Below are 13,545 nucleotides of genomic sequence, written 5' to 3'. Positions count from 1 at the left end.
AGCGGGTGCGCCGGAAGCCTTCGTAGCCCTCGACCAGACGGTCGGGGAGGGCTGGGGGCGAGAGGTCGTTCAGGGAAGGAGACCGTCGTAGAGCGTGGCGAGAGGGATGGTCAGCCCGAACTCCGGAAGGTCGAGCGCGTCACGCACCCGCCGTTCGATGAAGCCGTCGTCGCGGGCGCAGACCGGGGCGAGGCGGTCGTCCGAGGCGAGCATCACGTAGCGGCGAAGGCTTGGCAGGCCCGCATACTCCACGCGCTTGATGCTGCGGTCCTGGGCGGTGGTGCTGTCCGACAGGACTTCGACGATGAGGACGGGATCGGGCACCGCGTGGTTCCCGCCGTCGAAGGGGGGGAACAGGTGACGACGAGGTCGGGATAGCGAATGCGGGAAGCCGCGGCGGTGCGGACCTGGACGTCGGCGCGGAAGACCGTGCAGGGGCCGCCCTGGAGCCTGGCGTCCAGGGCATTGGCAAGCCGGTTGGCGATGGTGTTGTGCCGCAGCGTGCCGCCGACCAGCGCGATGACCTGCGTCCCGTCCCATTCGTAGGTCAGCTCCTGATAGGGGAACCAGTCCGGGAACGCCTCCAGCGTGGAGGGCGGGGTCATGTCGAGGGCGGCGCTCACCGCGCGCGCCTCACGCTGCGTAGGGCGGCTTGTGCAGGCCGGCGGGGGAGAAGGTGAAGACCTCGCAGCCCGTCTCCGTCACGCCGACCATGTGCTCGAACTGCGCGGAGAGGGAGCGGTCGCGCGTGACGGCGGTCCAGCCGTCGTCGAGGACCTTCACCTCGGGGCGGCCGGCGTTCACCATCGGCTCGATCGTGAAGAACATGCCGGGGCGCAGCACGGGGCCCTCGCCGGGGCGGCCGAAATGCAGGACGTTCGGCGCGGCATGGAACTTGCGCCCGATGCCGTGGCCGCAGAAGTCGCGCACGACGGAGAAACGGTTCTTCTCGACGTAGGACTGGATCGCGAAACCCACGTCGCCAAGGGTCGCGCCGGGGCGCACGGCGGCTATGCCGCGCATCAGCGCCTCGTAGGTCACGTCCATGAGGACCCGTGCCTTCGTGGAGGGCGTGCCGGCGACGTACATGCGGGACGTGTCGCCGTGCCAGCCGTCCAGAAGCGGCGTGACGTCGATGTTGAGGATGTCCCCCTCCGCCAGCGTCCGGTCGCCCGGGATGCCGTGGCAGACGACGTGGTTGATCGAGATGCAGGACGACTTGGTGTAGCCGCGGTAGCCGAGCGTCGCGGGCACCGCGCCGTGCGCCAGCATGAAGTCGTGGCAACGCTGGTCCAGTTCGCCCGTGGTCACGCCGGGGCGCACGAAGGGCGTGATCATGTCGAGGCACTCGGCCGCCAGGCGGCCGGCGCGACGCATGCCCTCGTAGTCCTCCGGCGCGTGGAGGGGAATCTTCCGGGACTCTCCGGCAGCCTGGTCCATCGCGGGAACATGCTGAAGGGGGTGGCCCTTCGCAAGGCTTCCGTCATGCGGGGGACGGGTGCGACGGCCGCATGCCGCGGGGTGGTCGGGGGGCGGGGGCTCGTCCATGGTGGCTGGAGGAGGGCCTTGGTGACCGGCGATGCCTTGACCTTGACCGCACTGCTGGAGGGATCGGCCGCACGCCGCCCCGAGGCACCGGCCTTGCTGGGGGAGGACGGGACGGCCTTGTCGTATGCCGGCCTGGCTGCCGCGTCTCGCCGGGTCGCGGGCGGGCTGGCGGCGCTCGGGGTCGGGCCGGGGGACCGGGTCGCGGTCTGGCTGCCGAACGGCCGCCTATCCGGTCCTGGCCTTCGCCCTGGCGCGGCTCGGGGCCTGCGCGGTGCACCTCTCGACGCGGGCGTCGGCGGCGGAGCTGGCGGCCCTGCTGGGGCGGGCGCGGCCGGTCGCCGTGGCGGCGGCCTGGGGCTTCGGGGTGGATTTCGCTGAGACCCTGGCGGCAGCGCTGGCCGACCTGCGCGCGCCGGTCGGGGCCGTGATCGGGGCGGGGGAGGGAGCGCCTGACCAGGTCGTGGGCGTGCCGATCATCCGCTGGTCCGACCTGGACGCCACGCCCGAGCGGGTGGCGGACGACGCCGATCCCGACGCGGCCTGCCTGACCTTCACCACGAGCGGCACGACCGGGCTGCCGAAGCTCGTCCTCCACCGCCAGCGTTCGGTCGCGGCGCATGCCCGCGACGTCGCGGCGGCGTTGGGGTTGGCCGAGGGGGCGTCGCGATGGTGCCGGTGCCGCTCTGCGGGACGTTCGGGATGACGCTGGCGATGGCGGCGGCGCTGGCCGGGGGTGCTGCGGTGCTGGCGCCGGCGCGGCCGGATCCCGCTGCCTTGGCCGCGACGCTCCGGGAGCGCGGCGTGACGCATTGGGTGACGGGCGACGACCTGCTGGCGCGGGTGCTGGACGCGGCGGGGCCGGCGCCGTTCGGCGACGTGCGCTTTACCGGCTTCGCGTCCTTCCATCCCGGGGCCGAGCCGGTCGCGCGGCGGGCGGAGGCGGCGGGACTCCGGCCCCGGGCGCTCTACGGGTCGTCGGAGGTCCAGGCGATCTACGCAGTGGCCGGGGAAGCGCAACGGTTCACGCCGGGCGGGATGCCCGTGTCCCCCGCAGCCTCCGTCACGGCGGATGCGGACGGGAGGCTGTGCTTCGCGGGCCCGTCGCTGTTCACCGGGTATCTCGGTGACCCCGCAGCGACGGAGGGGGCGAGGCGGGACGCCGTGTTCCGGTCGTCCGACCTCGGTATGGTGGGGGAGGCAGGCTTCGCCTTCCTCGGGCGTCGCGACGACGCGCTGCGGCTGTCCGGCTTCCTCGTCCAGCCCGCGGAGATCGAGGCGGTGCTGGAGGCCGTGGACGGCGTCGAGGCCGCGGTCGTGATCGGCGCGGCCGGCGGGACCCGGGCCGTGGCCTTCGTTCGGGGCGGCGATGCGGCGGCCCTGCGCGCGGCGGCCGAGGCCAGCCTGCCCCGTCACAAGCGCCCCGCCCTCATCGCCCCGATGGACGCCCTGCCGGTTGCGGAAGGGCCGAACGGCGCGAAGCTGCGGCGCCGGGACCTGAGGGATGTGGCCGACCGGCTCCTCGCCGAAGCGGCGGTGCCGGCATGACGCCCGACGATGCCCCGCGCCAGGGCCCGCGCCGGGGCACGCGCGACGAGCCGCCCGTCCCCGACCTGCCGCGCGTGACCGGCGACGCCGAGCTGCCCTCGATCTCCGAGGCGGTGGTGCCGCCGCCGTCCCGCGGGTGGCGGCGCGACGACCCGCGCGTGACGGCGATGATCGTCGCTTCCGCCCTCATCATGTCGAACCTGGATTCCAGCGTGATCGCGACGGCGCTGCCGGCGATGGCGCGGGACCTCGGGTCGGATCCGGTTCATCTCTCGGCGGCCATCACCTCCTACCTCGTGGCCCTCACCGTCTTCATCCCGGTCTCCGGCTGGGTCGCGGACCGGTTCGGGGCGAAGCGCGTCTTCATGGCGGCCATCGCGGTCTTCGCCGCGGCCTCGGCGCTGTGCGGGCTGGCAGGCGGACTGGGCGAACTGATCGCGGCGCGCGTCCTTCAGGGCGTCGGTGGCGCGATGATGGTGCCGGTCGCGCGCATCCTGCTGCTGCGGCGCGTGAAGCCGGAGGAGATCGTCGGCGCGACGACCTGGCTCACCATGCCCGGGCTGCTGGGACCGATCCTCGGGCCGCCGCTCGGCGGCGTTCTGACGGACACCCTGTCCTGGCGGGCGGTGTTCTGGATCAACCTGCCGGTGGCGGCGATCGGCATCGCGCTCGTCGCGGCGTTCATCCCCCGCGATGAGGAACGGCGGCCGCCGCGCCTCGACCTGATCGGGATCACCCTGATCGGCACTTCGCTGGCATCCCTGATGTTCGGGATCGAGACGGTGGGGCGGCACCTCGTGCCGCAGTTCCTCACCATTTTCGGCTTCGCGCTCGGGCTGGTCCTGGGCTGGCTGGCGCTGCGGCACGCGCGGCGCGCGACGAACCCGGTGCTCGACCTGTCGCTGCTCGCCATGCCGGCCTTCTCCATCCCGCTCTATGCCGGGACGCTGTTCCGCATGGGGGCGGGCGCCGCACCCTTCCTCATCCCGCTCTCGTTGCAGCTGGGCTTCGGCGCCTCGGCGACGACCGCGGGGATGGTGACGCTTGCGACGGCCCTCGGCGCCTTCGCGATGAAGCCGATGACCTCCGTCGCGCTGCGGACCTTCGGGTTCCGCGACGTGCTGACCTGGAACTCCGTCGTCGTCGCCCTGACGCTCGGGGCCTGCGCCCTGTTCACGCCGGACTGGCCGCTCTGGGCCGTGTTCCTCGTGCTCGCCACGGGCGGCCTGGCGCGGAGCCTGCAGTTCACCTCGCTCAACGCCCTGTCCTACACGGACGTGCCCACGACGAAGCTCTCGGCCGCGACGTCGATCATCGCAACGGGGCAGCAACTCTCCATGGCGCTCGGCGTGACCTGGGGGGCGGCCTGGCTCTCGGTGTCCACGGCGCTGCTGGGGCACGGGGCGCCGACGCCGCTGGACTTCTCCATCGCCTTCCTGGGCGCGGCGATCCCGCCGCTGATTGCGGCGCCGATGGCGCGGCGGCTGCCGTTGGATGCGGGGGCCCGCGCTTCGGGACACCGGGCAAGGGGAGGCTGACCGGGACCTGACGGGCGGCCTTCCGGGGCATCTTGCATTTCAGTAATTTCAGAAATATCTGGGGTGCATGAACCTCCCGCCCCTCACCCAGGCCTTCGTCCTGCACTTCGGCGAGATGGGCAGCCGCTGGGGTATCAACCGCACCGTCGGCCAGATCTATGCCCTGCTCTTCGTGGCGGAGAAGCCGATGAACGCGGAGGAGATCGTGGAGGCGCTCGGCGTCGCCCGGTCCAACGTCTCGATCGGGCTGCGGGAACTGGACAACTGGCGGCTGATCCGTCGCATGCACCTGCCGGACGACCGGCGCGAGCACTTCGCGGCGCTGGAGGACCCCTGGGCCATCGTCCGCACGCTGGCGGAGGAGCGGCGGAAACGGGAGGTGGACCCGACCCTTTCCGTCCTCCGCGACCTGCTGATGCAGAAGCCGGGCGACGAGGCCGAGCGCCATGCGCAGGAGCGCCTGCGCGCGCTGACCGAGGTCATCGAATTGCTGACCGGGTGGGCGGACGAGGTCCAGCGCCTGCCGGATGAACGGGTCGTCGCGCTGCTGCGCCTCGGCGCCGGCGTCGTGAAGCTGCTGGAGGCGAAAGACCGCCTCTCCGTCATCGTCGGCGGCAAGGGCCGCCGCAAGGGCAAGGACCAGGATTGATGGACCCCGTCGTCCTCGCGCGGATCCAGTTCGCCGCGAACATCTCCTTCCACATCCTCTTTCCGACCATCACCATCGCGCTGGGCTGGGCGCTGCTGTTCTTCAAGGTTCGGTTCAATGCCACGCGCGACGAGGCGTGGATGGACGCCTACCGTTTCTGGGTGAAGGTCTTCGCGCTGTCCTTCGCGCTCGGCGTCGTCTCCGGCGTGACGATGTCCTTCCAGTTCGGCACGAACTGGCCGGGCTTCATGGAGCGCGTGGGCAACATCGCGGGCCCGTTGCTTGCCTATGAGGTGCTGACCGCGTTCTTCCTGGAGGCGACCTTCCTTGCGGTCATGCTCTTCGGGTTCCGGCGCGTGCCGAACTGGGCGCATACGCTCGCGACGTTCCTCGTCGCCTTCGGGACGACGATGTCGGCCTTCTGGATCCTCGTCCTCAATTCCTGGATGCACACGCCGGCGGGCTACGAGATGCGGGACGGCGTGGCGCATGCGACGGACTGGCTGGCGATCATCTTCAACCCGTCCATGCCCTATCGGCTCACGCACATGCTCATCGCCTCGGGGCTGACGGTCGCTTTCCTGCTGGCGGGGATGTCGGCCTGGCGCTGGATGCGGGGCGATACGTCGGGCGGGGTGATGCGGGCACTGCGCACGGGTGTCGTGCTCGGGGCCGTGCTCATCCCCGTGCAGATCCTCGTCGGCGACCTGCACGGCCTCAACACGAAGGAGCACCAGCCCGCGAAGGTCGCGGCAATGGAGGGCATCTGGGAGACGGAGCGTGGCGCGGGCCTGCGCCTCTTCGCCATCCCCGACGAGGCGGCACGGGAAAACCGCTATTCCATCGAGATCCCGAACCTCGCCAGCCTCATCCTGACGCATGATTGGGATGGCGAGGTGCGCGGGCTCAACGAGTTCGCCGGCCAGCACCCGCCGGTGGCGCCGGTGTTCTTCGCCTTCCGCGTCATGGTGGGGATGGGCATGCTGATGCTGCTGGTGTCCTGGGTCGCGGCTTGGCGGATCTGGCGGCGGGGCGGGATCAACCGGCCGCTGGGCTGGGCACTCGTCGGCATGACCTTCTCCGGGTGGATCGCGACGCTCGCGGGCTGGTACGTGACGGAGATCGGGCGGCAGCCCTGGCTGGTCACGGGGATCCTCCGCACCGGGGAGGCCGCGGGGCCGGTCGCGGCGACGACCATCGGCGCATCGCTCGCGACCTACCTCGTCCTCTACTCCCTGCTGCTGGCGGCCTACGTCTACACGCTGTTCCACCTGGCCCGCCGCCCCCGGTCGCCGGAGCCGGAGGAGCTGGGCCAGAACGATCCGCTGCGGCCGCTGCCGGCCGCTGCCATGACCGCAGCGGAGTGACCGACATGGACATGCTCCCCCCCGGCGCCTGGCTGCCGATCACCTTCGCGGGCCTCATGGCCTTCGCCATGCTGGCCTATGCCATCCTCGACGGCTTCGACCTCGGCGTCGGCATCCTGCTGCGCCGGACCGGCGAGGAGGCGATGCGCGACCGCATGGTCGCGTCCATCGGCCCGTTCTGGGACGCGAACGAGACCTGGCTGGTGCTAGGGGTCGGGCTGCTGCTCGTCGCCTTCCCGAAGGCGCATGGGCTGATCCTGACGGCCCTCTACATCCCCGTGCTGGTGATGCTGGCGGGCCTGATCCTGCGGGGCGTGGCGTTCGAGTTCCGCGCGAAGGCGCCGGAGCAGCAAAAGCCGGCGTGGGACGTCGCCTTCCAGGTCGGGTCCCTCGCTGCCGCCTTCGCGCAGGGCTGGATGCTCGGCGCCTACATCCTCGGCTTCGAGCAGGGCTGGGCGGCGCTGGCCTTCGCCTTCGCCTGCGGGTTCTTCGTCGCCGCGGGCTACACGCTGCTCGGCGCGACCTGGCTCGTCTGGCGGGGGAGGAGGACCTGCACCGCCGCGCCGTCGGCTGGGCGCGTGGCGCGCTCTTGGCCACGGCCGCGGGGGTGGCCGTCGTTTCGGTCGCGACGCCCTTCGTCTCGCCGCGCATCTTCGAGAAGTGGTTTGCCCTGCCGCAGCTCCTCGGCCTCGCACCCATTCCCGTCGCGACGGCGACGCTGTTCGTTGTCCTCTACCTGTCACTTCGGCACCTGCCGCGGGCCGACCACCGGCTGGACTGGGTGCCCTTCGCGGCGACTGTCGGCATCTTCGTCCTGTGCTTCCAGGGCCTCGCCTATTCCTTCTGGCCCTATGTCGTGCCGGACCGGCTGACGATCTTCGAGGCGGCGAGCGCCCCGGAGTCCCTGCGGATCATCCTGTTCGGGGCGGTCGGGGTGCTGCCGATGATCCTGCTCTACACGGCCTTCGTCTGGCGGGTGTTCCGCGGCAAGGCTCGGGCGCTGCAATACTACTGACGCGGCGAGGGGTGCGGGCGCTGACGCGCGCGTGATCGTCGCGACGCGGCGGACGCGACAATCCGGGGGCATGCGTCCCGCGCGAGGCCATGGCATCCTTCCCGAATATGTGGGGAAGAACTGCCATGCGCCTCGGCCTGCTCGCGCGCGTGCTCGCACTCTCAATCGCCGCGGCGACCCCGCCGTTCCTCGCACCCCCCGTCCAGGCCCAGTCGGCCTTCGAATTGCCGGGTCTGTCGACGCAGTCGCAGCGTTACGCCGATGGACTGGTACGGCGCTTTCCCGGCGGCGCTACGCCGCAGCAGCGCCAGGCGGCGGAACAGCAGGCGGCCCAGGCCGAACAGCGGCGGGACTGGAACGCGGCGATCGAGGCCTGGGAACGGCGTCTCGGCATGCCCGACGCCAAGGCGGAGCAGTGGATGGCGCTTGCCCGCGCCGCCATGGCCCGCATCCCCGCCGATCCGACGAGGGCGCTGAATGCGGCGCAGCAGGCCTTCAACATGGTGCCCTCCGGCCCGCCGGAGATCCCCTCCTCCAGATCATGGCCGATGCGCTGCGGCGTCTCGAGCGCTGGCCGCAGGTCGTGACGGTGCTGGAAGCCGTCGCCGAGCGCGCGCCCGACGATGCGGCGGTGCGGGCGCAACTGGCCGATGCCCGGCGCCAGGGCGGGATGCTGCTCCGTCGCGTGCGGACGGAGGCCGAGACGGACCCGGCGCGCGCCTGCCTGTCCTTCACCTCGGCGCCCGCGCGCCGGCGCGACTGGCAGCCGGAGGACTGGGTCCGTGCCGACCCGCCCATCCCCGACTTGGCAGTGACGCGCGAAGAGGACGAACTCTGCGTCCTCGGCCTGCCCTGGGGCCGCACGACACGGCTGACCATCCGCGCGGGCCTGCCGGGAGAAGACGGGATCAACGTCCGTGCCGACATCCCGGTCACCGTAAACATGCCGGACCGGCAGGCGCGCATCGCCTTCGACGCGCGGTCCTTCATCCTGCCGCGCGGCGGGCCGCGCCGCGTCGGCGTCGGCACGATCAACCTACAGGAGCTGGAGGTGCGGATCATCCGCATCGCCGAGCGCAGCCTGATTTCGTCGCAGCGCTATGGCGATGCCTTCCGTTTCGGGGAACCGGTGTCCTCCTACGAGACGGATGACCTGACGGAAACGCGCGGGCGGCTCGTCTGGGAAGGGCGGATGACCGTCCCGGCCTTCCAGCGCAACCGGATGCAGCGCAGCGTCATCACCCTGCCCGAGGTCGTGGTGAACGGCCCACCCGGGGCTTATGTCCTCGTCGTGCGCGCGCCCGAGGGCGGGGAGCGCCGCCGCGGATCCGGCGAATCCTCCGGCCTGCCTCTGATCGTCACGGATATCGGCCTTACGGCTTGGCGCAGCGGGGACGGGCTGGCGGTGCAGGCCCGCTCCCTTGGCGCCGCGCAGGCGCGTGCGGGCGTGCGGGTCGCGCTGATGGCGCGCAGCAATGAGATCCTTGGGGAGGGCGAAACCGGCGCCGACGGACTCGTCCGCTTCCCCGGCGCGCTGCTGCGCGGGGAGGGCGCCGTCGCGCCGGTCGCGGTCCACGCGCAGCTCGGCGAAGACCTTGTCGCGTTGAACCTGGAATCGGCGGCGTTCGACCTGTCCGATCGCGGCGTCACGGGCCGGGCCTATCCGGGGCCGGTGGACGCCTTCACCTGGCTCGACCGCGGCATCTACCGCCCCGGCGAGCAGGTCCGCTTCTCCGCCCTGCTGCGCGACGCGACGGGGCGGCCGCTGGAACGCGACATTCCCATCCGCCTGCGCCTCAAGCGCCCCAATGGCCAGGTGGCGGAGGAAGCGGTGCCGGAACGGGGGCCGGACGGCGCCGTGCTCTGGGCACCGCGGCTCAGCGCCGGCGCGCCGGTCGGCGGCTGGTCCATCGAGACCTATACCGACCCCAACCGTCCGCCGATCGCGACCCAGGCCTTCCAGGTCGATGCCTTCGTGCCGGAACGGCTGGAGGTGAAGATCGGCGACGCGCCGGGGCCGCTGGTCGCCGGCACGCCGCTGACTCTCCCGGTGGAGGCGCGCTTCCTCTACGGCGCGCCCGGCGCCGGGCTGACGGGTGAGGCGGAACTCCGGTGTCGGTCGATCCCGAGCCCTTCGAGCAGTGGCGCGGCTGGCGCTTCGGCAATGCGGAGGACGCCTTCGACGGCGGCCTGGAGACCTTCCAGGTCGGCGAGACCGACGCGCAGGGCCGCGGGACGCTGACGCTGAACCTGCCCCGCGTGCCGGATGCCACGCGGCCGCTGCGCGCGCGCGTGGACCTGTCCATGGCGGAGCCGGGCGGGCGGGCGACGAAGGCCAACACGACCCTGCCGGTTCGCGGGACGTCCGACTACGTCGCCATCCGGCCCGGCTTCGGCGACGGCTCGGTGAACGAGAACGGCGAGGCGGCGGTGGACATCGCCATCGTCTCCCCGAACGGCGAGGCGCGCGCGGGCCGCGTGCAGGTGCGGCTGGTGCGGGAACGCCCGACCTGGCGCATGACGACGCAGTACGGCGCCGTCCGCTACGAGACGGTCTGGCGCGACGAGGTCGTGGAGACGCAGGACGTCCAGGTCGCGCCGGGCCGCCCGGCCCGCTTCGCGCGCAACCTGGGCTTCGGCCGCTACCGCATCGTCGCGACGCAGGCCGGCGGGCTTGGCACCGCCTCGATCCGCGTGCGCGCGGGCTGGGTCGGGTCGGAGTCGGCGGAGGTGCCGGACAAGGTGGACGTTTCCGCCGACCGCCGCGCCTACGCGGCCGGCGAGACGGCGCGCATCCGCATTGCCCCGCCCTTCGCCGGGCGGGCGAGCGTCGCGATCCTGACCGACCGCCTCATCGCCACGCGGGACGTGGAGGTGCCGGCGGGCGGCACGACGGTGGACGTTCCCGCTGACCCGGCCTGGGGCCCCGGCGCCTGGATCGCCGTCACCGTCTTCAAGCCGGGCGAGGCACCTGACGCCGCCAACACGGGCCCGCGCCGCGCGCTCGGCCTGGCCTGGGTGTCGCTGGACCCCGCGGCGCGGACGCTCGACGTCGCGATCGAGGGCGATACGCTGGTCCGCCCGCGCGGCCGGGTGACCGTGCCGGTGCGCGTCGCCAATACGAACGGCGCGGCCTACCTGACCCTTGCGGCAGTGGATGAGGGCATCCTGCGGATCACGCGATTCCAGAACCCCGACCCGCTGGCCCATTTCACCGGACGGCGGGCGCTCGGCACCGACATCCGCGACGATTACGGCCGCCTGATCGTGCCGCCGGAGGGCGAGGCGGCGACGCTGCGCCAGGGTGGCGACGACGACCTCGACACCTCCGGCGTGCAGCCGCCGCAGCGGATCGTGGCGCTGTTTTCCGGCGTGGTCGCGGTGGGCCCGGATGGGCGGGCGAGCATCCCGCTCGACTTCCCCGAGTTCAACGGCGAGGTGCGGCTGATGGCCGTCGCCTGGTCCGGCGAACGCGTCGGCTCGGCGGCCCGCGCCATGACGGTGCGCGACCCCATCGTGGCCGAGGCGCTGCTGCCGCGTTTCCTCTCACCCGGCGACGAGGCGCGGCTGCCGGTGCTGCTGCACAACCTCGACCAGCCCTCGGGCAAGGTCCCGCCACCGTCACGGTCGAGGGTCCGCTGGCGGTCACCGACCCCAACGTCGTCGTGGACCTGAACCAGGGCCAGCGCACGCTCGGCGCCTCGGGGCTGCGCGCGACCGGTGCGGGGGAGGGCGTGGTGCGCCTCGCGATCACCGGCCCCGGCGGCTACTCCGCGACGCAGGAGAGCCGGATCACCATCCGATCGCCGCGGCCTGCGGGGCGGGAGGTCGTTCTGTCCTCCATCCCGGCCGGGCAGACCGCGCGGATCGCACCGAACCTGCAGGCCTACTACGCCGGCACGGTGACGGTGCGCGCGACGTGGGGACAGCCGGTGCGCTACGACCCCGCGGCGCTGATGCGTGCGGCCGTGGACTTCGCCTTCGCGTGCTCCGAACAGGCGTCGTCGCGGATCATGGCGCTCTCGGCCTTCCCGTACGAGGAGGAACGGGACGCGCGGCTCGACAGCTACATCCGGCAATTGCTGGACAAGCAGCGCTACGACGGATCGCTCGGCCTGTGGTCGTCTCAGGGAGATGCCGATCGCTTCGTCACCTCCTACGGCGCGGAGGCGCTGCTGCGCGCCCGCACGGCCGGGGCGACGGTGCCCGAAGGCCCGATGAACGCGCTGCTCCAGAGCATCCGCGACGGGGTGGAGGAGAGCGGGATCGACGAGCCCTATGACCGCGCCGTCCAGGCCTATCGCCTCCACGTGCTGGCCATGGCGGGCCGTCCGAACCCCGGCGCGGCGCGGCGGCTCTACGAGGTGCTGAACGACCTGCCGACGCCGCTGTCGCGCGCGCAACTCGGCGCGGCCTTCGCGCGCATGGGCGACCGGGAACGGGCGGAGGCATCGTTCAACGCGGCGCTGTCCATGCCGCCGCGGCGCTTCTGGTACCAGGACTACGGCTCCCCCATCCGGGACAACCTGGCGATCGCCCTGCTGCTGAAGGAAAGCGGCGTGCTGCCGAACCGCCTGAACGAGGTGGTCGGACGCCTGCCGGGGCCGGAGTTCAACCCGAACACCGCCTCCACCCAGGAAGCGGCCTGGGCCGTCGCCACGGCGGCGGCGCTGGGGCGGGACGGGCGGCCGGTGCGGGTCTCCGTCGGCGGCTCGGCCGCGGCCCCGGCGCCGGTCGTGTCGCAGCGGATCAGCCCGCCGGTGGACGTACGGAACAACGGCGAGGGCGCGCTGCCCCAGGCCGTCTCCATCATCGGCCTGCCGGTCCAGGCGCCGCCGGCCGGGCGCGAGGGGATGCGCATCTCCCGCCGCTTCCTGACGATGCAGGGTGAGGCGGTGAACCTCGACCAGCTCCGGCAGAACCAGGTCTTTATCCTCTGGGTCGAGGCTCGGGCGGAGACGAACGAGACGCACCGCGCGATGGTCCAGCAGGGCCTGCCCGCGGGCTGGGAGATCGTCGGCCGCTTCGGCGAGGGAGACGTGCCCGCCGCGCCTTTCCTCGGCACGCTGTCGGAGGCGGAATCCTTCCCCGCGCTCGACGATCGCTTCGCGGCGGCGGTGACGCTGACGCCGGGCAGCCCCGTCGCGCGCTACGCCGTGCGGGTGCGCGCGGTGACGGCGGGACGGTTCGAACTGCCGGGCGCGGAGGTCAGGGACATGTACCGCCCGAACATCTACGCGCGGCAGAACACGGGGCGGATCACCATCGCGCCGGTGCAATAGGCCGCGCGATGGCGGCGCGGCGGTCAGGCCGGCGCGGCGACGACCGTCGCGCCAGCGATAAGGCGGCGGATCTTGTCGTTCTCCGTCGCGCCGGCCGCGACGTTCGCGATGGCGCGCGCCTCGGCCGCGCGAGATCTCGTCGAGACGCGCGAGCACGTGCTCCGCCCGGTCCAGCGGGATGACGACCACGCCGTCTGCGTCGCCCACCACGATGTCGCCGCTGCGCACGGGCACGCCGCCGCAGGTGACCGGCGCGCCGACCGTGCCCGGCCCGGTCGCGGCGGGCGAGTTCGGGTTGATGCCCGCGGCGAAGACCGGCAGGCAAGATTCACGATGCCCGCTCGGTCCCGCGCGAGGCCGTCGGTGACGAAGGCGGCAACACCCCGGTTGCGCATCAGCCCCGCCACGATGTCCCCGACCAGCGCCGTGCCGCGGTAGGCGTCGTTGGCCGCGACGATCACGTCGCCCGCGCGTGCCTCGCCCATGGCGCCGAGCACGCCGACATTGTCAGCCGGGTAAGCGAAGCAGGTCAGCGCGGGTCCCACGAAGGCGGCAATGGCGGGGTCCATCGGCTTGATCTGCCAGTCCATCGCGCCGCGGC

10 protein-coding genes and 4 pseudogenes are annotated in these 13,545 nt (G+C 72.5%); 10 read left to right on the top strand and 4 right to left on the bottom strand.

Annotated elements, in window-relative coordinates; genetic code table 11:
• Positions 1 to 69 precede the first annotated feature (69 nt).
• From ACE7GA_RS02295 to map, 3 genes are read right to left on the bottom strand one after another with little or no spacing between them, the layout of a single operon-like run.
• Entirely contained in the window at positions 70 to 324 is a 255-nt protein-coding gene (locus ACE7GA_RS02295; RefSeq protein WP_376095040.1) for a Uma2 family endonuclease, read from the bottom strand.
• Positions 213 to 605, bottom strand: coding sequence for a Uma2 family endonuclease (locus ACE7GA_RS02290; protein WP_376100069.1), 393 nt, complete (start codon positions 603 to 605; stop codon positions 213 to 215). The genes ACE7GA_RS02295 and ACE7GA_RS02290 overlap by 112 nt, the downstream gene beginning before the upstream one ends.
• A gap of 28 nt (positions 606 to 633) precedes the next feature.
• Positions 634 to 1,440 (bottom strand): type I methionyl aminopeptidase, encoded by an 807-nt coding sequence (gene map, locus ACE7GA_RS02285; RefSeq protein ID WP_376095037.1) that lies wholly within the window; start codon positions 1,438 to 1,440, stop codon positions 634 to 636.
• 9 nt (positions 1,441 to 1,449) lie between these two features.
• On the opposite strand from map, the pseudogene ACE7GA_RS02280 reads away from it, so the two are divergent.
• The 10 genes and pseudogenes from ACE7GA_RS02280 (at position 1,450) to ACE7GA_RS02235 (ending at position 12,944) form a co-directional block, all read left to right on the top strand.
• A pseudogene (locus ACE7GA_RS02280) lies at positions 1,450 to 2,251 on the top strand (AMP-binding protein).
• Complete coding sequence (locus ACE7GA_RS02275) at positions 2,215 to 3,093, top strand: AMP-binding protein (protein WP_376095034.1); 879 nt, start codon at positions 2,215 to 2,217, stop codon at positions 3,091 to 3,093. The pseudogene ACE7GA_RS02280 and the gene ACE7GA_RS02275 overlap by 37 nt, the downstream one beginning before the upstream one ends.
• Entirely contained in the window at positions 3,090 to 4,631 is a 1,542-nt protein-coding gene (locus tag ACE7GA_RS02270) for an MFS transporter (RefSeq protein ID WP_376095031.1), read from the top strand. Before ACE7GA_RS02275 ends, ACE7GA_RS02270 begins: the two co-directional genes overlap by 4 nt.
• Before the next feature lie 67 nt (positions 4,632 to 4,698).
• A complete protein-coding gene (locus ACE7GA_RS02265; protein ID WP_376095028.1) occupies positions 4,699 to 5,280 on the top strand; it encodes a GbsR/MarR family transcriptional regulator in 582 nt (193 codons plus the stop codon).
• Positions 5,280 to 6,647, top strand: a complete 1,368-nt coding sequence (locus ACE7GA_RS02260) for a cytochrome ubiquinol oxidase subunit I (protein ID WP_376095025.1) — start codon at positions 5,280 to 5,282, stop codon at positions 6,645 to 6,647. Before ACE7GA_RS02265 ends, ACE7GA_RS02260 begins: the two co-directional genes overlap by 1 nt.
• A gap of 5 nt (positions 6,648 to 6,652) precedes the next feature.
• Positions 6,653 to 7,662: pseudogene (locus tag ACE7GA_RS02255) on the top strand (cytochrome d ubiquinol oxidase subunit II).
• A gap of 125 nt (positions 7,663 to 7,787) precedes the next feature.
• A complete protein-coding gene (locus ACE7GA_RS02250) occupies positions 7,788 to 8,249 on the top strand; it encodes a hypothetical protein (RefSeq protein ID WP_376095022.1) in 462 nt (153 codons plus the stop codon).
• Positions 8,204 to 9,957: pseudogene (locus ACE7GA_RS02245) on the top strand (MG2 domain-containing protein); the annotation flags it as partial. The gene ACE7GA_RS02250 and the pseudogene ACE7GA_RS02245, both read left to right, overlap by 46 nt.
• Before the next feature lie 9 nt (positions 9,958 to 9,966).
• Complete coding sequence (locus ACE7GA_RS02240; RefSeq protein WP_376100067.1) at positions 9,967 to 11,337, top strand: alpha-2-macroglobulin family protein; 1,371 nt, start codon at positions 9,967 to 9,969, stop codon at positions 11,335 to 11,337.
• Positions 11,328 to 12,944, top strand: coding sequence for a hypothetical protein (locus ACE7GA_RS02235; RefSeq protein WP_376095019.1), 1,617 nt, complete (start codon positions 11,328 to 11,330; stop codon positions 12,942 to 12,944). The genes ACE7GA_RS02240 and ACE7GA_RS02235 overlap by 10 nt, the downstream gene beginning before the upstream one ends.
• Before the next feature lie 240 nt (positions 12,945 to 13,184).
• Here the strand turns inward: ACE7GA_RS02235 and ACE7GA_RS02230 are convergent.
• Positions 13,185 to 13,513, bottom strand: a pseudogene (locus tag ACE7GA_RS02230) (RraA family protein); the annotation flags it as partial.
• Between the last annotated feature and the right edge of the window lie 32 nt (positions 13,514 to 13,545).

It is taken from the genome of Roseomonas sp. CCTCC AB2023176, assembly GCF_042259275.1.
Lineage (GTDB): Bacteria > Pseudomonadota > Alphaproteobacteria > Acetobacterales > Acetobacteraceae > Roseomonas.
The sequence above is the reverse complement of the archived record's forward strand: the minus strand, read 5'-3'. Positions and strand labels throughout refer to the sequence as shown.

Excerpts from the sequence above, each read along its gene's own strand:
- ACE7GA_RS02265 (WP_376095028.1), top strand. The coding sequence starts at position 4,699 with ATGAACCTCCCGCCCCTCACCCAGGCCTTCGTCCTGCACTTCGGCGAG.
- ACE7GA_RS02290 (WP_376100069.1), bottom strand. The coding sequence starts at position 605 with ATGACCCCGCCCTCCACGCTGGAGGCGTTCCCGGACTGGTTCCCCTAT.
- ACE7GA_RS02270 (WP_376095031.1), top strand. The coding sequence starts at position 3,090 with ATGACGCCCGACGATGCCCCGCGCCAGGGCCCGCGCCGGGGCACGCGC.
- ACE7GA_RS02275 (WP_376095034.1), top strand. The coding sequence starts at position 2,215 with ATGGTGCCGGTGCCGCTCTGCGGGACGTTCGGGATGACGCTGGCGATG.
- map (WP_376095037.1), bottom strand. The coding sequence starts at position 1,440 with ATGGACCAGGCTGCCGGAGAGTCCCGGAAGATTCCCCTCCACGCGCCG.
- ACE7GA_RS02260 (WP_376095025.1), top strand. The coding sequence starts at position 5,280 with ATGGACCCCGTCGTCCTCGCGCGGATCCAGTTCGCCGCGAACATCTCC.
- ACE7GA_RS02250 (WP_376095022.1), top strand. The coding sequence starts at position 7,788 with ATGCGCCTCGGCCTGCTCGCGCGCGTGCTCGCACTCTCAATCGCCGCG.
- ACE7GA_RS02240 (WP_376100067.1), top strand. The coding sequence starts at position 9,967 with ATGGCGGAGCCGGGCGGGCGGGCGACGAAGGCCAACACGACCCTGCCG.